Genomic DNA, 22,598 nt, shown 5'->3' with positions numbered 1-22,598 from the left:
GGCTTGCTTGCCTACCGGAAAACAAACCATTCATGTCAGTTCTGGAAAACGGCAAGCATGCTGTTTTCCAGAAACTGTTACAACTCAGGTATTACTTAACTGTTGCGATGTGCAACAAGTTGGTTGTACCCGATTCACCGAATGGCAAGCCAGCCGAGATAGCGATGTAATCACCCTTCGTGGCAAAACCTTCATGCACGGCGGCCGCCACTGCTTCGCTGACCATGTCATCAACAGACTTAACATCCTGGCCACCAACGATCGAGTGGATACCCCAGACCCATGCCAGACGACGTGCAGTCTTCAGTTCTGGAGTGATGCTCAGGATCGATGTGGTCGGACGTACACGCGCAGCGCTCATGCTGGTGCTACCGGATTTGGTGTATGTCACAGTAGCGACAGCTTTGATCGCAGCGGTGGTGTCACGCAAGGCGTTGCAGATTGCATCTTCCGGCGTTGGACGTGGTGCCACTTGCTGTGCATCCAGCAGTGTGCGGTAGACCGGATCGTTTTCCACTTCCTTGATGATGCTGTCCATCATTTGCACAGCACGAACAGGGTTCTTGCCGCTGGCCGATTCTGCGGACAACATCACGGCATCTGCGCCTTCGTAAATGGCGTTGGCAACGTCCGATGCTTCTGCACGGGTAGGCATAGGCGATTCGGTCATCGATTCCAACATGTGTGTTGCAACGATGGTTGGACGGCCGTATTTACGCGATACACGGATGATTTCTTTTTGAGCGCGCGGCACTTGCGAGATCGGCAGTTCAACACCCAGATCACCACGAGCAACCATGACGGAGTCAGAAGCTTTACAAATCGCATCGATGTCGAGCATTGCTGCTGGTTTTTCGATCTTCGATTGGATCAGAGCGCGGTCGCCGATGATCTTGCGTGCATCTTCGATATCGGAAACTTGTTGCACGAACGACAGAGCTACCCAGTCCACGCCCAACGACAATGCAAATTCCAGATCAACCAGATCTTTCGGTGTCATTGCAGGGATAGGCAGAATTGCGTCTGGTACGTTGACGCCTTTGCGGTTCGAAATCTTGCCGCCTGTAGTCACACGTGTGACGATGCGGTCACCCGAGTTGCTCTCGATCGAAACACGAATTTTGCCGTCATCGAACAACAGGTTTTGACCAGCTTTGACAACTGCAAACAACTCAGGATGTGGCAGGTAAACGCGTGTTGCATCACCTGGCGTCTGATCGCGGTCGAGCACGAATTGCGAACCTTCAGTCAACACCGCGGAATCGCCGTTGAAGGTACCCAGACGAATCTTCGGACCTTGCAGATCACAGAGGATGGCAACTGGACGGCCATATTTGGTTTCCAGGCTACGCACGATTTCGTGACGTGCGCGGTGATCTTCGTGCGAACCATGGCTGAAGTTGAAGCGGAACATGTCCACACCAGCTTCAAACAATGCGCTGATGGTTTCCAGATCACCACTTGCTGGGCCCAGGGTAGCAACGATTTTTGCTTTGCGATTACGTCTCATGACAGATCTTCTTCTTAAATGAAAAATGAAAAATGAATACCGCTATGCCTGGATCACAGACACAGCGGGAAAATAAATTACAAAATCAGGATGGCGCGGAAGTCATTCACGTTGGTACGTGTCGGACCACTGACGATCAGATCGCCGAGTGCGCTGAAGAAACCATAACCATCGTTGTTCTCCAACATGGCTTTGGCATTCAGGCCTTGCTCAGCGGCGCGTGTCCATGAATCAGGCTGATAGATGGCGCCAGCGTTGTCTTCCGAACCATCGATACCATCGGTGTCGCATGCCAATGCATGGATACCAGCGGTACCTTGCAGGGATACTGCCAGGCTCAACAGGAATTCTGCATTGCGGCCGCCACGACCTTTGCCGCGGACGGTAACAGTCGTTTCGCCACCGGACAGGATGACGCATGGTTTCGCAAATGGCTGGCCATACTTAGCGACTTGCTTCGCTAATGCTGCATGTACCATACCAACGTCACGCGACTCACCTTCGAGATCATTGGACAGGATGTAAGGCGTGATGCCGGCAGCGCGTGCTTTAGCCGCAGCGGCTTCCAGCGCATGCTGTGCTGTTGCCATTACATGGTGTTCATTGCGCGCGAAACGCGGGTCACCCGGCTTCGGTGTTTCACCAGCGCCGGATTCGAGATGCTTCAGGATGTTTTCTGGAATATCAATGCCGTACTTTTTCAGGATCGCGAGCGATTCTGCGCAAGTGGTCGGATCTGGCAAGGTAGGACCGCTGGCAATCACACCAGGATCATCACCCGGCACATCGGAGATCAGCAGCGTCACGACACGTGCCGGGGCACATGCCAACGCCAGGCGACCACCCTTGATAGCGGACAGGTGCTTACGCACGCAGTTCATTTCGGAAATCGTTGCGCCGCTTTTCAGCAGGGCTTTGTTCAATGCTTGTTTTTGCTCAAGCGTGATGCCTTCACCCGGCAAGCTCAGCAAGGCGGAACCACCGCCAGTGATCAGGCACAGCACCAGATCATCTTCGGTCAAACCCTTGACCAGTTCCAGCATACGGCCAGCTGCCTGACGGCCAGCTTCATCCGGTACCGGATGTGCCGCTTCTACTACTTCAATTTGTTTGCAGTCAGCGCCGTGACCATAACGCGTCACGATCAAGCCTTCTACTTTGCCTGGCCACGTATCTTCAACTACCTTGGCCATAGCTGCAGCACCTTTACCGGCACCGATCACCAGGGTGCGACCCTTGGCAGATTGCTTGGGCAGATAGGCGGGCATGCACTTCTGTGCGCTCACGGCCTCAACTGCGGTGGCATACAGGTCATTCAAAAACTGACGTGGATCTATCGACATGGGGCAAGCTACTTTTAAAAATTTTGAATCAAACCGGCATTGCACCTGAGTGCAATGCCGGCAGCAGTACTTAAATCAGTCGAACGAATTACGCCTTGGCGATTTCGTGGTTCGACATGATTTCGATCGCGCGGCACAGTGCCGAGTGATCCAGACCGCTCATGCCATTTGCTGCGCATGCGTTCATCAATTCCTGAGTGTTTGCAGTGTTAGGCAACGATACGCCCATTGCCTTTGCACCTTGCAATGCCAGGTTCAAATCTTTTTGATGCAGTTCGATACGGAAGCCTGGGTTGAAAGTACGTTTAACCATACGTTCACCGTGTACTTCCAGAATACGCGAGTTAGCAAAGCCGCCCATCAGAGCTTGACGAACTTTTGCTGGATCTGCGCCTGCTTTCGATGCGAACAACAGGGCTTCGGAAACAGCCTGGATGTTCAATGCAACGATGATTTGGTTTGCTACTTTGGTGGTTTGACCGTCGCCGTTGCCGCCAACCAGGGTGATGTTTTTACCCATCAGTTCAAACAATGGTTTGACTGTGTTGAACGCTGCTTCCGAACCACCAACCATGATGGTCAGCGAAGCTGCTTTAGCACCGACTTCACCGCCGGATACTGGTGCATCCAGGTATTCGCAACCCAGTGCATTTACTTTTTTCGCGAATTCTTTGGTAGCGATAGGCGAGATCGAGCTCATGTCGACCACGATTTTGCCTTTAGCCAGACCAGCTGCAACGCCGTTTTCTGCGAACAGAACTGCGTCCACGTGCGGAGTATCCGGCACCATGGTGATGATGATGTCTGCGCTCTTGGCAACTTCAGCGCCCGATTTGCAAACTGTTGCGCCGCCGTCGATCAATTCTTGGGCTGGTGCTTTTTGATCATGCAAAAACAGTTGGTGACCACCCTTTTGCAGGTTCAGCGCCATTGGTGCGCCCATGATACCCAAACCAATAAATCCAACTTTTGCCATGACTGACTCCTGATTATATTTAAGTGTGAACTACGTACTCAGTAAAAATACTAAGCGGCCCGATGTCGGACCGCTCAGTATGCTTAGAGACGCTACATTATAGGCCGTGCGCTGCGCGCCAGCCCAATCCTTCTACCGTACCAGCTTTAGGCTTGTACTCACAACCGATCCAGCCCTTGTAACCAATTTCGTCCAGGAACTTGAACAGGTAGGTGTAGTTGATTTCGCCTGTACCTGGTTCAAAACGACCTGGATTGTCTGCCAGCTGCAGATGAGGAATAACCGCGAGGTTGTTCTTCATCGTGTTGGCCAACTCACCTTCCATGCGTTGCATGTGATAGATGTCGTATTGGAAGAACAGGTTGTCGGAACCGACTTTGGCAATGATGTCCAGAGTCTGTTTCGTGCCAGTCAGGAAGAAACCTGGGATATCGAATGTGTTGATCGCTTCGATCAACAGTGGGATACCTTCAGCTTTCAATTTAGCAGCCGCATATTTCAAGTTCGCAACCAAGGTTGCTTCTGCTTGTTCATGCGTTACGCCTGCAGGCACGATACCGGACAGGATGTTGACCTGTTTGGTGCCGAGCACTTTGACGTATTCAATTGCTTTGTCCACGCCAGCTTTGAACTCTTCTACACGATCAGGGTGGCAAGCAATACCGCGCTCACCACCAGCCCAGTTACCGGCTGGCAGATTGTGCAAAACCATTTCCAGGTTGTTCTCTTTCAATTTCGCTGCGACATCAGCCGCAGGGAAATCGTATGGGAACAGGAATTCAACGCCTTTGAAGCCATTCTTTGCAGCTTGTTCAAAGCGGTCCATGAATGGAACCTCATTGAACAGCATCGTCAGATTAGCAGCAAGTTTCGTCATCTTAAGCACCCTTAACGTCGATGATTTCTTCGAATTCGTTGATCGCGTTGATTTCGGTACCCATCGCGATGTTGGTTACGCGTTCGAGGATGATTTCAACAACGACTGGTACTTTGAATTCTTTGATCCACTCTTGCGCTTTTTTCAGTGCAGGAGCGATGTCGTCAGGGTTGTAGACGCGAATTGCTTTGCAGCCCAAACCTTCGGTAACTTTAACGTGATCAACACCGTACGAAGCGTTTTCGGTCGAGTTGATGTTGTCGAAAGCCAGCGATACACAGTAGTCCATTGTGAACATACGTTGTGCTTGACGGATCAGGCCCAGGTACGAGTTGTTCACCAGAACGTGGATGTAAGGCAGGTTGAATTGCGCGCCTGCAGCCAATTCTTCGATCAGGAACTGGAAGTCGTAATCGCCTGTGATAGCAACGATTTCGCTGGTTGGATCGGCAGCCCGGACACCCAGAGCAGCTGGGATAGTCCAGCCCAATGGACCTGCTTGACCGCAGTTGATCCAGTTACGTTCTTTGTACACGTGCAGGAATTGACCCGCAGCGATTTGCGACAAACCGATGTTCGAAATGTAGCGTGCGGTTTTGCCGAACACTGCGTTCATTTCTTGGTAAACACGTTGTGGTTTGATCGGGGTTACGTCGAAATCCGTTTTACGCAACATAGTGCGTTTGCGTTCTTGGCACTCAGCCAACCATGCATCACGGTTTTTCAGTTTGCCAGCAGCTTTCAATTCTTTCGCTACTTCGATCATCAGTTTCAGTGCTGCGCCAGCGTCGGAAGTGATACCGAGGTCTGGACCAAACACGCGACCGATTTGTGTCGGTTCGATGTCGATGTGGACGAATTTACGATCTTTGGTGAACACGTCGATCGAACCGGTGAAACGGTTAGCCCAACGGTTACCGATACCGAATGCGAAGTCCGAAGCCAACATGGTCGCGTTACCGTAGCGATGCGATGTTTGCAGACCAACCATACCAACCATCAACGGGTGATCGTCAGGTACGGTGCCCCAGCCCATCAGGGTTGGAACGACAGGAACGTTTACCAGCTCAGCGAATTCGAGCATCAATGGGGTTGCGTTTGCATTGATAACGCCGCCACCAGAGATCAGCAATGGACGCTCTGCAGCGTTCAGCATTGTGATTGCAGCTTCGATTTGCTTGCGAGTTGCCTGTGGTTTGTACACTGGCAATGGCTCGTACAGATCTGGATCGAATTCGATTTCAGCAACTTGTACGTCGAACGGCAAATCGATCAGCACAGGACCTGGACGGCCGGAGCGCATGATGTGGAATGCTTGTTGGAATACTTGTGGAACCAATGCTGGTTCACGAACCATAACCGACCATTTGGTTACTGGTTTCGAGATCGATTCGATATCAACAGCCTGGAAGTCTTCTTTGTGCAAACGTGCACGTGGAGCCTGGCCGGTAACGCACAAGATAGGAATCGAGTCAGCGATAGCCGAGTACAGACCGGTAACCATGTCTGTGCCGCCTGGACCCGAGGTAGCCAGAGCAACACCGATATTGCCGGATTTGGCGCGGGTGTAACCCTCAGCCATGTGTGTCGCGCCTTCTACGTGACGCGCCAGAATGTGTTTGATGGTGCCTTGCTTTTGCATGGCGGAGTAAAACGGATTGATCGCTGCGCCTGGAACGCCGAAGGCCTGATCAATACCTTCTTTCTGCATTACCCAAACTGCTGCCTGGGCTGCTGTCATCTTTGCCATTACATAATCTCCATTGAAATGAAATTTTCCTACGCTGCATAGTAATTCATATGGATTACTTTTAGAATAGGACTATTAATTAACCAATTAAATACTTCAGGTATCGAATGGACAAGCTCAAACAGATCGAGGCATTTGTGATGGCGGTTGAGCATAATAGCTTTGCCGCTGCGGCCCTAGCCTTGCAGGTCACACCTGTGATGGTCGGGCGCCGCATCGATACCCTGGAAAAACGCCTGGGCGTCCGCCTGCTGCATCGTTCTACACGGCGCCTGGCCCTGACGGAAGAGGGCTCAGTATACCTCGAACACTGCCGTAAAATGCTCAGTGAACTGGAACATGCTGAAAGCGCATTGTCCGCCGGCAATAACAAGGTCACCGGGCACTTGATCGTGTCCGCCCCCGCTTCCTTCGGCCGCCAGCACGTCGCACCCTATGCGCAGGAATTCCTGGACCAGCATCCCGGCCTCAAAATGTCTTTCAACCTGACTGACCGCGTGGTGGACCTGGTGCAAGAAGGTTATGACATGGGCATACGTATTGGCGGTAATATCGACCCCAATTTCGTTGCTATCAAACTGGCGGCCAATAAGCGGGTAGTCTGCGGCACCCGGGAATACTTCAAAAAACACGGCAAACCCAAGACACTGGACGACCTTGCCAATCACAATTGCCTTGCTTTCAACCTACAAGGCGGGCAGCAACGCGGCTGGTACTTCAACTACCGCGGCAAAACCGTCTCAGTACGTGCGCAGGGCAGCCTGGACTGCAATGACGGTGAATTGCTGCATCGCTGGATGACCGAAGGCCTGGGTATCGCCTGGCGCTCCGTATGGGAGATCCAAAGCCAGCTGGAGAGCGGCATGCTGGAAACTGTCCTCGACGATTATGCGATCCCTGAGTACGACATCATGGCGGTCTATCCGCAGCAGCGGAATGTACCGGCCAAGGTGCGTCTTTTCATTTCGCACTTGAAGGCCATGTATAGCCAGCCGGGTTATTGGAGCAGGTAAGCGCACACTGACTTACGCCGCAAGCATTATCAAGCCCCATAAAAAAAGCCCGCAGCAGCGGGCTTTTTTATCAACATCAGCTTGCTATCAGGCAGCAGCTTTCAAAGTTGTCAGGACGTCGTCCAGCATCTTCTTCGCATCGCCAAACAACATGCGGTTGTTTTCTTTGTAGAACAATGGATTATCAACACCAGCATAACCGGAAGCCATCGAACGCTTCATGACGATAGACGTTTCTGCTTTCCAGACTTCCAACACTGGCATACCAGCGATCGGGCTGTCCGGATCGTCCTGCGCGTCCGGGTTGACGATGTCATTCGCACCAATAACCATGACTACGTCGGTATCAGGGAAGTCTTCGTTGATTTCGTCCATTTCCAGCACGATGTCGTACGGAACTTTCGCTTCAGCCAGCAGCACGTTCATATGACCAGGCATACGACCGGCAACCGGGTGAATCGCGAAACGCACATTGGTACCTTTAGCACGCAACAACTTGGTGATTTCGTTCACGGTGTGCTGAGCTTGCGCCACTGCCATACCGTAACCTGGAACGATGACCACGCTTTTTGCTTCGCGCAGCAGTTCTGCAGTTTCTTGTGCGCTAACAGGAGTAGCTTCGCCAACCTGTTCTTTCGCAGCGCCGCCCGCCTTCGGAGCACCGCCACCGAAACCACCGGCGATAACACTGAAGAAGTTACGGTTCATCGCCTGGCACATGATGTACGACAGAATCGCACCCGAAGAACCAACCAGCGCACCTGTCACGATCAGCAGATCGTTACCGAGCATGAAACCGGTAGCCGAAGCCGCCCAGCCAGAGTAGCTGTTGAGCATCGAAACCACGACCGGCATATCAGCACCACCGATCGCCATCACCATGTGTACGCCGAACAGCAAGGCGATGATGGTCATGATGATCAACGGTGTCATACCGCTAGCAACGTCTGGTGCATTCATGAATTCACGACCGAACCAGATCACGAGCAGCAAGCCGATCAGGTTGATGAAGTGACGTGCCGGCAGCATCAATGGCTTACCACCGATTTTGCCGTTCAGTTTGCCAAACGCAATCAGAGAACCCGAGAAAGTTACCGCACCGATGAAGATACCGACGTAAATTTCAACTTGATGAATTGCCTTCTCAGCGCCTTCCAGATGGATCGACGGATCGATGTAGCTGGCAAAACCAACCAGTGCAGCAGCCAGACCGACGAAGCTGTGCATCAATGCAACCAGCTCCGGCATTTCGGTCATTTTGACCTTCTTGGCAGCGTACAGACCAATCACACCGCCGACCAGCAGCGCCAGAATGATCCATGCATAGCCGTCTGCAGTAACGCGTGGGCCAAAGATGGTAGCGAGCACCGCAATGCCCATACCGATCATGCCGTACAAGTTACCGCGACGCGAAGTTTCTGGATGCGACAAGCCGCCCAGACTGAGGATGAAGAGAATGGTTGCTCCGATGTAGGAGACAGTAGCCAAATTTGCAGACATAGGGGTCTCCTTAATTCTTACGGAACATATCAAGCATGCGACGGGTGACAGCGAAGCCACCGAACATGTTGATTGCGGTCAAAGCGATACCAGCAGCGGCGAGGCACTTAATCAGCAACTCGGGACGCGCCATACCATCAGCCAACGGAGGAGCAACCTGTACCAGCGCACCGATCACGATGATCGACGAGATGGAGTTGGTAACGCTCATCAGAGGCGTGTGCAATGCCGGGGTAACATTCCAGACCACCATGTAACCAATGAAGCAACCCAGTACGAACACGGTCAAGTGACCGAGGAAAGCGGTAGGCGCACCCATGCCTATCAACGCAAACAACAACGTTGCGAAGACAAACATTGTGACTACACGCTTAGGTGAGGAAACAGTGGTGCTTGGGCCATGACCGTGCGCAGGCGCAGCTGCCGGCGCTGGCTTGGCAGCCGGAGCAGCTACTGGTTTCGGCGGTGGAGGCGGCCAAGTGATGTTGCCTTCCTTGATGACAGTCAGGCCACGAATGGCTTCGTCTTCCATATTGACGTTGATGATGCCGTCAGTCGTCTTTTTACCTTCAGCGTCCTTGCACAGCTCTTCAGTCAGGCGCAGCAAGTTGGTCGAGTACAGCGTACTCGCCTGTTTAGGCAAACGGCTCGGCAGATCGGTGTAACCAACGATAGTCACGCCATGTTTCACCACAACCTTGCCAGGTTCGGTCAGTTCGCAGTTACCGCCCTGCTCAGCCGCCATATCGACGATCACGCTGCCAGGTTTCATGGACTGAACCATTTCAGCGGTAATCAGTTTCGGAGCTGGTTTGCCAGGGATCAGCGCAGTGGTGATGATGATGTCGCATTCCTTGGCTTGCTGAGCGTACATCTCACGCTGCGCAGCCTGGAAACCTTCGGACATGACCTTGGCATAGCCGCCGCCGCCCGAACCTTCTTCGTCATAATCGACCTTAACAAATTCGCCGCCCAGCGATACAACTTGATCGGCCACTTCGGCACGAGTATCGTTGGCGCGCACGATGGCGCCCAGGCTGGCAGCCGTACCGATCGCAGCCAGACCGGCCACGCCAGCACCTGCGATAAACACTTTAGCCGGAGCAACCTTACCTGCAGCCGTGATCTGGCCGTTGAAGAAACGACCAAAAGCATTGGCAGCCTCGATGACGGCGCGATAGCCACTGACACCGGCGGTGGAGGTCAAAGCATCCATCTTCTGCGCGCGCGAAAGCGTGCGCGGCAGCGAGTCCATCGCCAAAACGGTAACGCGTTTGGCGGCAAGCTGCTGCATCAATTCAGGATTCTGTGCTGGCCAGATGAAGCCGATCAGAGTGCTGCCTTCGCGAATCAGGCCGACTTCTTCGGCACTTGGAGCACGTACCTTAAAGACGATATCGGACGTGGACCACAAGTTGGCAGCGCCTTGCACGATCTGTGCACCAGCTGCGCGGTAGGTATCGTCGCTGAAGTTGGCTTCGTCACCTGCACCAGATTCCACACTGACTGAAAAGCCGAGTTTGATTAGCTTTTCGACGACTTCTGGCACAGTGGCCACCCGTTTTTCCCCGGGGAATGACTCCCGTGGCACCCCTATAACTAAAGACATATAACATCTCTCATAGTTTGTTTAAATTCTGTATCGCCGCGATCAACAAATGGATAAAAACCCGGTTCTAGCTGCCCTGTATGGCGCGACCGGGTTTCTAAATTGTTACGACTACTAATCGCTATTTCTTCAGACCGGCGAATTTATTCTTTTCATCAACGAAGACAATCTTCGGTACATACGTTTCGACTTCTTCGTCTGTCATGGAACCGTAAGTGCAAATAATCAGCAAATCGCCCAGTTGTGCGCAGCGTGCGGCAGCACCGTTGAGCGAAATCTCGCCACTACCCTTGGCGCCCTTGATGGCGTAGGTGGAGAAGCGTTTGCCGTTATTAATGTTGTACAGCTCAATTTTTTCGCCAACACGGATGTCAGCGGCGGTCAGCAGGTCTTCGTCGATACCGCACGAACCCTCGTAATGCAGGTCAGCCTGAGTCACCGTTACACGGTGGATTTTTGACCTGAGCATGATACGTTGCATTTTTATTCCGTTTCGTTACTTAAAACTTTGCCTCGACGCCAAAGCCCGGCGAAGGCAAATCAATTAATGTGTAGTTCCTGGCGCTGCGCTTCCACGGTATGTGAGGCAGTAAACCATATGTTCCTGCAGCGAAATTTCCGCTCAGCGGCAGGGTATTTACCCGGGTCGGGCTAGCACCTGCCAACTTCCGTAGGGGTTTTACAAGGAAGCGAACTGATAAGCATAAGGCCAAATGCCCAGCATAGCAAAGACAAAAGTTGAGCAATCTTGACCTGACTCATTTTATTACAATATTTTCTGTCGGGGAAACATTGCGGGCAACTTTCCTTGGTGCGCGCTAAAATAGCGGGTTATTCCGAGGGACCCTATGCCTGATATCTGGAAACCATCTGTCACTGTTGCTGCCGTCGCCGAGCGTAATGGGCATTTCCTGCTGGTAGAAGAAGAGACCAGTGAAGGCGTACGCTTTAACCAGCCTGCCGGTCATCTGGACCCGCATGAATCGCTGGAAGAAGCCGTCGTCCGGGAAACGCTGGAGGAAACCGCTCACGATTTCACCCCTACCGCCCTGGTTGGCATGTATATGTCGCGCTATGTCTCTGCCCGCACCGGACATGATGTCACTTATCTAAGCTTTACCTTTTGCGGCGAAGTCGGCGCCAAACACGACCAGGCGCTAGATGTCGGCATCCTGCGCGCGGTCTGGATGAGCTACGACGAACTGGTCGCGACCCGGGAAAAGCATCGCAGCCCTTCGGTATTACAACGCGTTGATGACTATCTGGCTGGCAAGCGCGCGCCGCTGTCGCTGCTCATCACGCACCCATCCATCTACGAGGTAGTAAATAATGGCTAAAAAACGTGTCGTCATCGGTATGTCCGGTGGTGTCGACTCGTCCGTTTCTGCCTGGCTGTTAAAAGAACAAGGGTATGAAGTCATCGGTCTCTTCATGAAGAACTGGGAAGATGACGACGATTCCGAATATTGCTCGACACGCCAGGACTGGATAGATGCTGCCAGCGTGGCTGACGTCGTCGGCGTCGATATCGAAGCAGTGAATTTCGCTTCCGAATACAAAGACCGTGTCTTCGCCGAATTCCTGCGCGAATACCAGGCTGGTCGTACTCCGAATCCGGACGTACTGTGCAACGCCGAAATCAAATTCAAGGCTTTCCTCGACCACGCCATGCTGCTCGGTGCCGACATGATCGCCACCGGCCATTACGCGCGCGTGCGCGAAGTGACATCAGGTCCGGATGCCGGTCGCGTCGAACTGCTGAAAGCAGTCGATGCCAGCAAGGATCAAAGCTACTTCTTGCACCGTCTGAATCAGGCGCAGCTATCGAAGACCCTGTTCCCGCTCGGCGAAATCCGTAAAACCGAAGTACGCAAGATCGCGGAACAATTGAAATTGCCGAACGCCACCAAAAAGGATTCGACCGGCATCTGCTTCATCGGCGAACGCCCGTTCCGCGAATTCCTGAATCGCTACCTGTCGTATCAGCCAGGGCCGATGAAGACACCGGACGGCGTCACCGTTGGCGAACACGTAGGATTGAGCTTCTACACGCTGGGGCAACGCAAAGGCATAGGCCTGGGCGGCATGAAGTCGCACAAAAATACTGATGGCAATAGTGAGCCCTGGTATGTGGCGCGCAAAGATGTCGCGACCAACACTCTATATATAGTGCAAGGCCATGATCATCCATGGCTGCTGTCGTCCGAGCTGAGCGCCGGCCAGATAAGCTGGATCGCGGGTGCTCCACCTAGCGAGATATCAGTATCAGCCAAAACGCGCTATCGCCAGGCCGACGTCGCCTGCGAACAGCGCAGCGATGCCGAAGGCTTCTCCCTCGCCTTCGCCACACCACAATGGGCGGTCACACCCGGACAATCGGCAGTGCTGTATCAAGGTGATGTTTGCCTGGGCGGCGGCATCATCAATACTTCTTCCATCCCCGCCTAAACTATCGAATAGTGACCGGTTCGCTGATCACTATTCGATATCCGAACAAATCAGAAGTCAGCCTGATCCTTTTGATACAAGTCGATATATGGCCCTGCTGGTAAGCCCTGCCCTTTGGTAGTTACCGCAAGCGCATTTGCCTGCTGTGCCAAAGGCACATAGTTGGGTGCAGCCTTCGCAACCGCCGCCACCACCGCCTGCGCAATCAAGCCGGCTATCCCGCCACCGGAATTATTGTTTTGCGGTTGATAGACCAGTTTCTGGGTATTGCTCCACAAGGTCTGACCACTTGAAGTACTCTTCAGTACATAGTTCATTTCGACCGTAACAGTCGTTGAGAAGACCACGTATTGCGCATCCCAACGCTCGATCGTGATGTACATGACCGCGTCAGAACCAAACATCTTGCCCATTCTTTGCGGATCACCTGCATGCACCATATCCGCGTCGTTCAGGCCGTCGTCCTCCATCATGCGCTTAACCAGATGCACCGGGAAAACGTAATAGCCACGTTCAGCCAGAGGACGAGAAATAGTGGACAGGAAGTAGTCAGGAGCATTCACCTCCACACTGCGATTAATCGCAGGCACTACCAGGATCGAACGAGGCGCTTCCGTGCGCAAATCGGTGTAATCCTTCTTTTTGCTCATTTGCGTCGCGCAACCGCTCAAGCCTAAAACCAACACACACAGCAACAACGCTTTAATATTTCGTGACATCTCCGGTTACTCCTTACGTGCAGCAGATTGTTGAGTTGCGGAATTTGAAGCGATGCGAATCAGGTTATCCATCAGATACGTCGATTCCGGCCACTTTGCCTTTTCTTTTTCAAACTGCGATATCGCATCCTTGGACTTGCCTTCCTGCAGCATCAGAAAACCATATTCAGCATAGAGTCCCGGCGCAATCGGTTTCCCGGTCGCCTCAGAATCCGCAATCGTGCGCTGCAATTCGGCCGCATGCTCCGCCGATTTGGACGTGTCCTTGTAATACGAATACAAAGAGCCTTCGTAATTGCCCCAGTTATATTTGGCAGGCGCAGCGCAAGCAGTCAAAAGCAAGGAAACAGATAAAGCCAGCAATGAGTGCGGACGCATTATCGACCTCCCGCATTAACCGTTACCGTGCGAGATTCACCATTGCTGACGACAGCTTTCTCGGCATGCAAAGTGACATTACCCTGCTTGATCTCCACTTGATGCAAGCCCTCTTCGACTATCAGCTCGTTAGGTGCGCCATTGAATTGTTCCGCCTGCCCCATCACCAAACCATCGACCACCAGAACTGAACCAACTGGTGCACCTTTAATAATCAGGGTAGGACGTGGCGAACCAGTTTTAACTGAGGTTTCGGGTAGCGCACATGCGCTCAGCATCAAGGCGAGCGCCATTACAAAATAAGTTTTCATCTCTATTAATCCTTGTTTTCAGCAACAAATATCGTCGAACCTTTGGCCGGAACTGCGCTACCCGAAACGAGATCAGCGATTGCACCTTCATTTGTTTCGTTATCTCCGAACAAGCCAGTAATGCGCAAAGTACCGACCTTGGTCGGTGGCAAAGTGATGGCAAAGCCGGTTTGTTTGCTACTTACCGTTTCACCCTGCTGCATCACGGCCAAGGTGTCACCAACCTTCAAACCTTGACGGGCGCCACCAGAAACAAAGACCTGCTTGCCATTCACTTTGAGAATGTCAGTGCGCCAAGGGCGCTCCTCAAGCTTGGCGATCAACGCATTCTGTACATCCGAGATCGCGGCGCCGATCGCCCGATCATTCAACGTACCGTCGTAATCAGCCTTGCTACCGAAACCGGCAATCTCACCCGACTCACTAGTCGCCTCACCCGTTCCTGTTGCCGTAAAGAACAAAAAACCGGTACGTGCATCAACCAAACGAATTTCGATTTTTGCGCGTGCAGTCTGTATTTTTGTCGCGCTCAGGAATCCGGATTTCCCGGTCGTGCTACGACCAAACTCAGTAACAGAACCAAGAATCAATGTATCTACGCCGATCAAGTTTCCTTCTTTCAGCAACGCTTGTTCATTTTTGATTTTTTCGAGATCAGAACGCTCAAAGGTCAGGAATTTGTTTGAGCTGATAAGGCGGCTATTCAACATATCCGACGCTTGTTTGCCCAATGGATCCAGGTTGGCATCAACCTGGAAGGTCTTGCCGTAGCGGGTTTCGTTAGTAAAGCGACCGATCGCAATTTTTCGCTTCAGCGTCTTCACTTGAGGTGCGGCCACCTGTTTTTGCGCTTCGATCTGTTGTGCGCGACTTACGGGCGCCTCAACTGGCTGAGTTGGGGTAGATGTCACTGCACACGCGCCAAGTAATATCGGCGACGCTATGAAAAGCCATTTAATTGACATAAAAAATCCAGAATTGAAGGAGTAGAAATGGATACCGGTAGCCCGGCGTCAAGCGGTCGACAGCGCTTAGCTGGCGTGCATTGAATAAATTCGCAGATAGAACACGTACTCTTCCCTTTGCTATAGCTAGCGTTTTTATAGTTTGCGGCACGGAGACCACATATTTTTACTAACGAAGACTATCCAGATAGTTTCCAAAATGCAATGCCATTTTTATGGGATAGACAAAAAGTAGCGTGAATGCCTTATGAATCCAGATAGTTCTCTAGAAAACGTCGGCAAAGTCATTTCATTGGTCCTTGTGTACACTGTCTCGCAATTCATCGGCATGCACTGCCATTTTGTTCGGAGAAAAAATGCGTTTGTTCCCCATCGGTTACCTGGCTCTCGTCGCATCCGCCTTGCTCTTCATCGCCGCCCTCTTCTGCACCCCACATTTCGATGGCGCCTGGTGGCTGGTTGCACTGTTTGGTTTCCTCACTGTCGTCGGCATTGGCGACGTATTGCAAACCAAGCGCGCGGTGCTGCGCAATTACCCCATCCTCGGGCACTTCCGCTATATGTTTGAATCGGTGCGTCCGGAGATACGCCAGTATTTCCTGGAAGACGACGCCGCACCCAATCCGTTCTCGCGCAACCAGCGCTCGCTGGTGTATCAGCGCGCCAAACAAGCAATCGACAAGCGCCCTTTTGGCACACAGATGGATGTCTACCAAAGCGACTATGAATGGATCAACCATTCGATCGCACCTGCGAAAGTCGGGGCGCACGACTTCCGCATCACGATAGGCGAGGATCGTGCTCAACCGTATTCGGCCAGCATATTCAATATCTCTGCGATGAGCTTTGGCGCACTGTCGGCGAATGCGATACGCGCACTGAATCAAGGCGCGCAAAAAGGCGGCTTCATGCACGACACTGGCGAGGGCAGTATCAGCCGCTACCATCGCCCGGAGCATGCGAACGAAGCAGGTGGTGATTTGGTGTGGGAGATAGGCTCTGGTTACTTCGGCTGTCGCAATGACGACGGTAGTTTTTCGCCGGAAAAATTTGCGCTAAATGCGCAACTGCCTCAGGTCAAGATGATAGAAGTGAAGTTATCGCAGGGTGCCAAACCCGGTCATGGCGGCGTGTTGCCTGGTGCGAAAGTATCACCCGAGATCGCCACTGCACGTGGTGTGCCATTGGGCGTGGATTGCGTCTCCCCTTCGTCGCATTCCGCGTTTGACTCACCTATAGGTTTGCTGCAATTCATAGAACAACTGCGCACGCTCTCCGGCGGCAAACCAACAGGCTTCAAGCTGGCAGTCGGCCATCCATGGGAATTCTTCGGCATCGTGAAAGCCATGCTGGCGACCGGCATCACACCTGACTTCATCGTGATAGACGGCGGCGAAGGCGGCACTGGCGCAGCACCTGTCGAGTTCACCGATCATGTCGGCGTACCGCTGCAGGAAGCGCTCTTGCTCGCGCATAACACGCTAGTAGGTGCCAAGCTGCGCGACAAGGTCAAGATAGGCGCGTCCGGCAAAATCGTTACTGCATTTGATATCGTGCGCACACTGGCACTCGGTGCAGACTGGTGCAACTCGGCACGTGGCTTTATGTTTGCCCTCGGCTGCATACAATCACAGAGCTGCCATACAGATCGCTGCCCTACCGGCATCGCTACCCAAGACAATCTGCGCCAGCGCGCGCTGGTTGTGCCGGACAAAGCCGAACGCGTCGCCAATTTCCATCGCAATACATTAAAAGCGCTCGCTGAACTGATCGCAGCCGCAGGCTTGCACCATCCTTCCGAACTGCGACCACATCACCTGGTACGCCGCGTCTCGGCGAATCAGGTCAAACTCGCTTCCGCACTGCTGCCTTATTTAGAGTCCGGTCAATTACTCAGCGAAGCAAATCCTGAGCGTGAATTGCCGGAAGTCTTTGGTAAATACTGGCCTATCGCGCAAGCTGAATCCTTCAGCCCTATCCATTAAAAAGCCCCCTCGTATACGGCATCCCACAGGGTTGCCGTATATATCTCCAGCGTTAAGAAACCATTCAATTCCGGCGCTGAAATGCCCCTCGGGCAACTTTCCTTGCCCGTATCACCACAAATCCGGTTTATTTAGCTCCCGACGATGCAAAGCCGAGCGAAAAAACTTGCAATCCGTCGCCAAATGTCGAATAATCTAAACACGAATTGTTCTCATTTACATGAAAAGGTTGATCATGGCGATCTCGGCACCACGTGTAGCACTGGAAAATGTTCCTGCTCTACGTAATAACGCTGCAATGGAACAGCCAATAACACGCATTAACAGCCGCGACCTGTTCCGGCAAATGCGCGAAGTAGAAATAGCACACGAAGGGCGAATTTATCGCCTCCGTTTAACGCAGTTGAATAAATTGATTTTGACGGCATAACTAGCAGCATCGATTTGCAACTGAGCCAGCCCGTGCGCCACCTTGCACCAGCCAGCCAAACCAACCCAAAAGGAGAGTTTGATGGCAATCGAAAAAGCGGAGCAGGCACTACGGGAGCCTAACGCAGCACCGGCACAACCGGAATTATTAGTTTCAGCAGTTTTACACTTGATGTCGCATTACACCGCGAATAATCAGGAAAGCAGTTCGTGCATCAAGCTGGCCTCGGTCATAGAGCGACACTTGAAAGCACTGGCCGATCTGCCCGATCTGGCACCAGTGTTACGCGCAACCTGCCAACAGTTATCGGAACAATGGGCAACGGTGGTTGAACGAGCTATGCCACCACCGGAGAAATTTAAGTTGTTTACGCGCCTGGTAGCTGGAGCGCGTGTGAATTGAAGTAAAAATGCCGGGAAACCGGCATTAAATGTATAAAAGCACTGTCGTTTTTTGTATTTTTAACCTACAAAGAAAGTCACACGAGGCATCGATGATTGTTTGTGTTTGCAGAAATATTTCCGAGCGGAACATACGCCAGGCGGTTGATACTGGCACGACCTCGATGTCGCAATTGCGCAATGAGCTGGATTTGGGCACCTGCTGTGGCAAATGCCACTCCTGTGCAAAACGTGTGCTGCGCGAATGCCTTGCAGAGGTTCGCCCAACTCAACCTATAATGTTTCACCCTAACGCATTGGCCGCATAAGCAATTTCTTTATGAACGTAACAACAACCCAGTCGTCAGCACCGCTATTACCGCCTCACATATCACAGCAACTCAGACGATTCGGGCCCCTGATCGCTATCATTGCGATCCACATCGCTTTGTTTTACGCACTTCGCAGTGGCCTGGTACATCAGGTCGCTAAAGTCTTGCCGCGCGAAATCTTTGCTGACTTCATTACTGAACAACCTGCGCCTGCTCCAGCCCCGAAGCCAGCCGAACCAAAAACCGTTCCGGTCGTGAAGAAACAAGTCACGCGTCCGACACCGCGTCCGGTAGTGACAGAAGCACCGTCACCACAAGCCATTACCGAAAACGTTGCCCCGGCGCCGCCATCGAATGAGCCGCCATCGCCACCAACGCCTTCCGCGCCAGCAGCACCATCGGTTCCTGCAACGCCTAAACTGATTTCAGGTGTTTCATACATCAATCCACCACGCCCGGTATACCCGCCGCTCGATGCGCGCATGGGTAACGAAGGTACTGTGACCTTGCGTGTGTTGATCAATGAAAAAGGCCGCGCCGAGAAAGTTGAAGTACAAAAATCTTCAGGCTCATTGCGCATGGACGATGCAGCACGGGATGCCGTGATGCGCGCATTATTCAAGCCTTATTTGGAAGACGGGAGACCAGCTCCTGCCTTTGCTATCGTACCAATTAATTTCACGCTAAATAGATAAGAAGGAATCATCATGGAAGTCAGTCCGTACGGTTTAGAAAGTTTGTGGGCACAAGGTGACTTTGTCACCAAGGGCGTCGCAATATTGCTGGTCGCTATGTCGATCGCATCGTGGTACGTCATCGCCACCAAAGCACTGCAATTGATGCAGTACCGCCGCGCTGCACGCGCAGCTGGTCACGAATTCTGGGATGCAACCAGCTTGCCAGAAGGTGTAGCAACCCTGGGCGAAGCCAATCCATTCGCAGCAATCGCTGATGCTGGCGTAATCGCCATGCGTCACCACGAAGCACACAAAGGCCATCTGCACGATCAACTGTCGGTCAGCGACTGGATCACCCTGTCCCTGCGCCAGGCTATTGATGAAACTTCGGCCAAGCTGCAAAGCGGCATGGCAGTGCTGGCGTCGGTTGGTTCTACCGCACCGTTCGTTGGTCTGTTTGGTACCGTTTGGGGCATCTATCACGCGCTGGTCGCGATTGGTACTTCCGGTCAGGCGAGTATCGATAAAGTTGCTGGTCCGGTCGGTGAAGCGCTGATCATGACGGCGCTCGGTCTGGCAGTCGCGATTCCGGCAACCTTCGGCTACAACGCCCTGGTTCGCGGTAACAAGACAGTCATCGCCAAATTGAATAAATTCGGCTTCGACCTGCATGCATTGTTCGTCACCGGCGCTCGTGCCAACGACACCAATACACCAGGTGCAAGCGGCGCCAAACTGGTTGCCGTCGGAGGTGCATGATGGCAATGGGATCCCTGTCGGAAGAAGACGACTTCAATCCAGAAATCAACACCACGCCGCTAGTCGACGTGATGCTGGTATTGCTGATCATCTTCATCATGACCATCCCGGTGATGAATCATGCGGTGAAGCTCGATCTGCCGCACGCAGCGAACCAACCTAACGAAACCAAACCGGAAACCATCAACGTATCGATCGATGCTGCTGGCCAGGTTTACTGGAACAACGAAGTGCTGGATCAATCGCAAATGCTGTCACGCATTGCGGATGCAGCCAAAGTAACACCACAACCAGAATTGCATTTGCGTGCAGACCGCCTCACACCTTATGAGAAAGTCGCGCAAGTCATGGCAGCAGCACAGTCAGGCGGACTGACCAAAATGGGCTTCGTCACCGAGGCACCGAAGTAAGTAGCAATGGTTTTGCGGGCAGTCCCAATCCTGCCCTTAAGACCTGAAAATAACGCGCTCAGCAACTCGCTGCAGCGCGTTTTTTCTTGCCCGATTCCACGTTCGAGCCGAACCGCCCAACCCCGCGCAAAGCCGCGCCCAGTCTCACTTTGGCAATCGAAACACGAATGATTCCAGTTAGCAAAATGAAGCCAAATTGATCATATTTTGGACTTACTGAGCTATCATGTGCGTTCTTTGCTGACCGAGCATCTGGAGTAACGATAGCCAGATGCGCAGCAGCCCGTTTTCCACATCACTTTCGAGGATCCCATGAAAGGTGACGCCAATATCATCAAGCTGCTCAATGCGCAGCTTACCAACGAACTGACCGCAATCAACCAGTATTTCCTGCATGCACGCATGTACAAGCACTGGGGCTTTGAAAAGATTGCCAAGAAAGAATACGAAGAATCCATCGGCGAAATGAAACATGCCGACAAACTGATAGACCGCATCCTGATGCTGGACGGCTTGCCTAACCTGCAAGCACTGCACAAGTTGATGATCGGTGAAAACACACCGGAAATGCTGGGCTGCGATTTGAAACTGGAAAAGCTCGCGCAAAAAACCGTCAAAGAAGGCATCGCAGCATGTGAAGCCAGCGGTGACTATGTATCGCGTGAACTGTTCCAGTACATTCTGGACGACACCGAAGAACACATAGACTGGCTGGAAACACAACTCGACCTGATCGAAAAAGTCGGCATCCAGAACTACCTGCAAGCACAGATGATCAACGAGTAATACTGCTGTTGGCATCAACTACAAAAAAGGGCGCGCACAGCGCCCTTTTTTATTCCAGACTTATCCGCCCTGCTGCACCACTCCAAACCCACTCTTCTCACGCTATGATCGACGCCCTACGAATCGGGCTCGACCAAACATACCGCGACGTCGACACCCTGCCCTTTAATTCTTTTTTGGAATACCTATGCAAGGTGACAGCAATATCATCCGGCTGCTGAATGCGCAGCTCACCAACGAACTGACCGCTATCAATCAATACTTCCTGCATGCGCGTATGTATCAGCACTGGGGCTTTGAAAAGATAGCGAAGAAGGAATACGAAGAATCCATAGGCGAAATGAAGCATGCGGACAAATTGATAGACCGCATCCTGATGCTGGATGGCTTACCTAATCTGCAGGCACTGCATAAGCTGGGCATAGGCGAAAACATCGAGGAAATGCTGAACAGCGATTTAAGGCTGGAGAAGGCGGCGCAAGCGACGGTGAAGGAAGGCATCGCGGCGTCGGAAGCCTGCAGCGATTATTTGTCGCGCGAACTGTTCCATTACATCCTGGAAGATACCGAAGAACATATCGACTGGCTGGAAACGCAACTCGGCTTAATTACCACCATAGGTCTGCAAAACTATTTGCGCGCCCAATTAAGCGCCGAATAGTAGAAGTAAGCAGTTGCTTACAAAAACAAAAAGGGACGCAAGGCGTCCCTTTTTTTGATGCAATACCAGCTTATTTGGTCGGTACGGTTTCCTTGAATGAAGGACGCTCCGACAATTTTTCCAGCAATTTTTCCAGGTTAGGATATTCAGTGCGCCAGCTGATTTCCGGGAAACGGAAAGTCAGCCACTCCAGCACGCAACCCACTGCCACATCGGCCAGCGTGTACTGGTTGCCAGCGCAGAAAGCAGTATCCTTCAAGCCTACCGACATCGCTTTCAAGCCGTCATGCACCTTGCGGGTCTGACGATCTATCCAGGCCTGGCTACGTTGTTCTGCCGGACGCAAAGTATGTTCGAGGCGCAACAACATGGCAGCATCCGCCACACCATCAGCCAGCGCTTCCCAGCATTTGACTTCAGCACGTTCACGGCCATTCGGCGGTATCAGTTTGCCGACTGGCGTCAGAGTATCCAGGTATTCGACGATCACGCGAGAATCAAACATCGCGCCGCCATCTTCCATCACCAGGCACGGCACTTTGCCGAGCGGATTGGATTCTTGTATCGTGGTTTCAGCACCCCACACGTTTTCAAGAACGAAATCGTAATCGATCTTTTTTTCCAACATGACAACACGTACTTTACGTACGTAAGGGCTGGCGAGAGAACCAATCAGTTTCATAGACGCTTTACTTCTAAAATCGGAAGGCGATTATAACATCGGCCCCGAGCTAAAACCCGCCATCTCCGCCCCCACCCAGATGTCGCTTTCAGGCTAT

Annotated in this window: 25 protein-coding genes; 12 read left to right on the top strand and 13 right to left on the bottom strand. The window is 52.4% G+C overall.

The features are described 5' to 3' along the window. Positions 1-91 precede the first annotated feature (91 nt). The 5 genes from pyk to gcl all read right to left on the bottom strand — a co-directional run bounded on the left by pyk (position 92) and on the right by gcl (position 6,456). A complete protein-coding gene (gene pyk, locus H7U06_RS15375; RefSeq protein WP_175626991.1) occupies positions 92-1,510 on the bottom strand; it encodes a pyruvate kinase in 1,419 nt (472 codons plus the stop codon). Positions 1,511-1,587: 77 nt separating this feature from the next. Beyond that, positions 1,588-2,853 (bottom strand): glycerate kinase, encoded by a 1,266-nt coding sequence (locus H7U06_RS15370; protein ID WP_175626990.1) that lies wholly within the window; start codon positions 2,851-2,853, stop codon positions 1,588-1,590. Between the two features lie 88 nt (positions 2,854-2,941). Then, entirely contained in the window at positions 2,942-3,829 is an 888-nt protein-coding gene (gene glxR / locus H7U06_RS15365) for a 2-hydroxy-3-oxopropionate reductase (protein ID WP_175626989.1), read from the bottom strand. 97 nt (positions 3,830-3,926) lie between these two features. Further along, on the bottom strand, positions 3,927-4,706 hold the full coding sequence (gene hyi / locus H7U06_RS15360; RefSeq protein ID WP_076592433.1) for a hydroxypyruvate isomerase: 780 nt from the start codon (positions 4,704-4,706) through the stop codon (positions 3,927-3,929). A gap of 1 nt (position 4,707) precedes the next feature. Further along, complete coding sequence (gcl, locus tag H7U06_RS15355; RefSeq protein ID WP_175626988.1) at positions 4,708-6,456, bottom strand: glyoxylate carboligase; 1,749 nt, start codon at positions 6,454-6,456, stop codon at positions 4,708-4,710. A gap of 107 nt (positions 6,457-6,563) precedes the next feature. On the opposite strand from gcl, the gene H7U06_RS15350 reads away from it, so the two are divergent. Then, a complete protein-coding gene (locus H7U06_RS15350) occupies positions 6,564-7,469 on the top strand; it encodes a LysR family transcriptional regulator (RefSeq protein ID WP_175626987.1) in 906 nt (301 codons plus the stop codon). Positions 7,470-7,556: 87 nt separating this feature from the next. On the opposite strand, the gene pntB is transcribed toward H7U06_RS15350, so the two are convergent. From pntB to panD, 3 genes are all read right to left on the bottom strand, one after another. After that, positions 7,557-8,969: a Re/Si-specific NAD(P)(+) transhydrogenase subunit beta gene (pntB, locus tag H7U06_RS15345; protein WP_175626986.1), complete on the bottom strand. Its 1,413-nt coding sequence runs from the start codon at positions 8,967-8,969 to the stop codon at positions 7,557-7,559. Between the two features lie 10 nt (positions 8,970-8,979). Next, positions 8,980-10,578, bottom strand: coding sequence for a Re/Si-specific NAD(P)(+) transhydrogenase subunit alpha (locus H7U06_RS15340; protein ID WP_175626985.1), 1,599 nt, complete (start codon positions 10,576-10,578; stop codon positions 8,980-8,982). 121 nt (positions 10,579-10,699) lie between these two features. Continuing rightward, the gene (gene panD, locus H7U06_RS15335; RefSeq protein ID WP_012078240.1) at positions 10,700-11,059 is read right to left on the bottom strand and encodes an aspartate 1-decarboxylase; all 360 of its coding nucleotides are present in this window, start codon (positions 11,057-11,059) and stop codon (positions 10,700-10,702) included. Between the two features lie 367 nt (positions 11,060-11,426). On the opposite strand from panD, the gene H7U06_RS15330 reads away from it, so the two are divergent. Both H7U06_RS15330 and mnmA read left to right on the top strand, forming a co-directional pair. Then, positions 11,427-11,915, top strand: a complete 489-nt coding sequence (locus tag H7U06_RS15330; RefSeq protein WP_175626984.1) for an NUDIX hydrolase — start codon at positions 11,427-11,429, stop codon at positions 11,913-11,915. Next, positions 11,908-13,026 carry a tRNA 2-thiouridine(34) synthase MnmA gene (gene mnmA / locus H7U06_RS15325; protein ID WP_175626983.1) on the top strand — a complete coding sequence of 373 codons (1,119 nt, stop codon included), beginning with the start codon at positions 11,908-11,910 and terminating at the stop codon, positions 13,024-13,026. The genes H7U06_RS15330 and mnmA overlap by 8 nt, the downstream gene beginning before the upstream one ends. A 50-nt stretch (positions 13,027-13,076) precedes the next feature. On the opposite strand, the gene H7U06_RS15320 is transcribed toward mnmA, so the two are convergent. Genes H7U06_RS15320 through H7U06_RS15305 form a run of 4 tightly spaced genes read right to left on the bottom strand, consistent with a single transcriptional unit; the run spans position 13,077 to position 15,273 of the window. Continuing rightward, the gene (locus H7U06_RS15320) at positions 13,077-13,745 is read right to left on the bottom strand and encodes a GNA1162 family protein (RefSeq protein WP_175626982.1); all 669 of its coding nucleotides are present in this window, start codon (positions 13,743-13,745) and stop codon (positions 13,077-13,079) included. A gap of 6 nt (positions 13,746-13,751) precedes the next feature. Continuing rightward, positions 13,752-14,123: a DUF4810 domain-containing protein gene (locus tag H7U06_RS15315; protein WP_175626981.1), complete on the bottom strand. Its 372-nt coding sequence runs from the start codon at positions 14,121-14,123 to the stop codon at positions 13,752-13,754. After that, positions 14,123-14,434 (bottom strand): hypothetical protein, encoded by a 312-nt coding sequence (locus H7U06_RS15310; protein ID WP_175626980.1) that lies wholly within the window; start codon positions 14,432-14,434, stop codon positions 14,123-14,125. The genes H7U06_RS15315 and H7U06_RS15310 overlap by 1 nt, the downstream gene beginning before the upstream one ends. A 5-nt stretch (positions 14,435-14,439) precedes the next feature. Then, positions 14,440-15,273: a CsgG/HfaB family protein gene (locus H7U06_RS15305; RefSeq protein WP_254873261.1), complete on the bottom strand. Its 834-nt coding sequence runs from the start codon at positions 15,271-15,273 to the stop codon at positions 14,440-14,442. Between the two features lie 482 nt (positions 15,274-15,755). Between H7U06_RS15305 and H7U06_RS15300 the strand changes: the two genes are divergently transcribed. From H7U06_RS15300 to bfr (H7U06_RS15260), 9 genes are all read left to right on the top strand, one after another. After that, the gene (locus H7U06_RS15300) at positions 15,756-17,384 is read left to right on the top strand and encodes an FMN-binding glutamate synthase family protein (RefSeq protein ID WP_175626978.1); all 1,629 of its coding nucleotides are present in this window, start codon (positions 15,756-15,758) and stop codon (positions 17,382-17,384) included. A 235-nt stretch (positions 17,385-17,619) separates the two neighbouring features. Continuing rightward, on the top strand, positions 17,620-17,814 hold the full coding sequence (gene hemP / locus H7U06_RS15295) for a hemin uptake protein HemP (RefSeq protein ID WP_175626977.1): 195 nt from the start codon (positions 17,620-17,622) through the stop codon (positions 17,812-17,814). 81 nt (positions 17,815-17,895) lie between these two features. Continuing rightward, positions 17,896-18,216, top strand: a complete 321-nt coding sequence (locus H7U06_RS15290; RefSeq protein ID WP_124575611.1) for a hypothetical protein — start codon at positions 17,896-17,898, stop codon at positions 18,214-18,216. Positions 18,217-18,307: 91 nt separating this feature from the next. After that, positions 18,308-18,523: a bacterioferritin-associated ferredoxin gene (locus tag H7U06_RS15285; protein ID WP_124575612.1), complete on the top strand. Its 216-nt coding sequence runs from the start codon at positions 18,308-18,310 to the stop codon at positions 18,521-18,523. An 11-nt stretch (positions 18,524-18,534) separates the two neighbouring features. Next, positions 18,535-19,221: an energy transducer TonB gene (locus H7U06_RS15280; protein ID WP_175626976.1), complete on the top strand. Its 687-nt coding sequence runs from the start codon at positions 18,535-18,537 to the stop codon at positions 19,219-19,221. 12 nt (positions 19,222-19,233) lie between these two features. Then, positions 19,234-19,962, top strand: a complete 729-nt coding sequence (locus H7U06_RS15275; protein WP_124575614.1) for a MotA/TolQ/ExbB proton channel family protein — start codon at positions 19,234-19,236, stop codon at positions 19,960-19,962. Further along, entirely contained in the window at positions 19,962-20,372 is a 411-nt protein-coding gene (locus H7U06_RS15270; protein WP_175626975.1) for a biopolymer transporter ExbD, read from the top strand. Before H7U06_RS15275 ends, H7U06_RS15270 begins: the two co-directional genes overlap by 1 nt. Before the next feature lie 312 nt (positions 20,373-20,684). Beyond that, positions 20,685-21,158, top strand: coding sequence for a bacterioferritin (gene bfr / locus H7U06_RS15265; RefSeq protein ID WP_175626974.1), 474 nt, complete (start codon positions 20,685-20,687; stop codon positions 21,156-21,158). Positions 21,159-21,345: 187 nt separating this feature from the next. Then, complete coding sequence (gene bfr, locus H7U06_RS15260; RefSeq protein WP_175626973.1) at positions 21,346-21,819, top strand: bacterioferritin; 474 nt, start codon at positions 21,346-21,348, stop codon at positions 21,817-21,819. A 70-nt stretch (positions 21,820-21,889) separates the two neighbouring features. Here the strand turns inward: bfr (H7U06_RS15260) and H7U06_RS15255 are convergent, their stop codons facing one another. After that, on the bottom strand, positions 21,890-22,501 hold the full coding sequence (locus H7U06_RS15255; RefSeq protein ID WP_175626972.1) for a glutathione S-transferase N-terminal domain-containing protein: 612 nt from the start codon (positions 22,499-22,501) through the stop codon (positions 21,890-21,892). Positions 22,502-22,598: the final 97 nt, after the last annotated feature.

The organism is Herminiimonas sp. Marseille-P9896 (assembly GCF_903993245.1).
Lineage (GTDB): Bacteria > Pseudomonadota > Gammaproteobacteria > Burkholderiales > Burkholderiaceae_D > Oxalicibacterium > Oxalicibacterium contaminans.
This window is presented reverse-complemented; position numbering and strand designations above follow the sequence as displayed.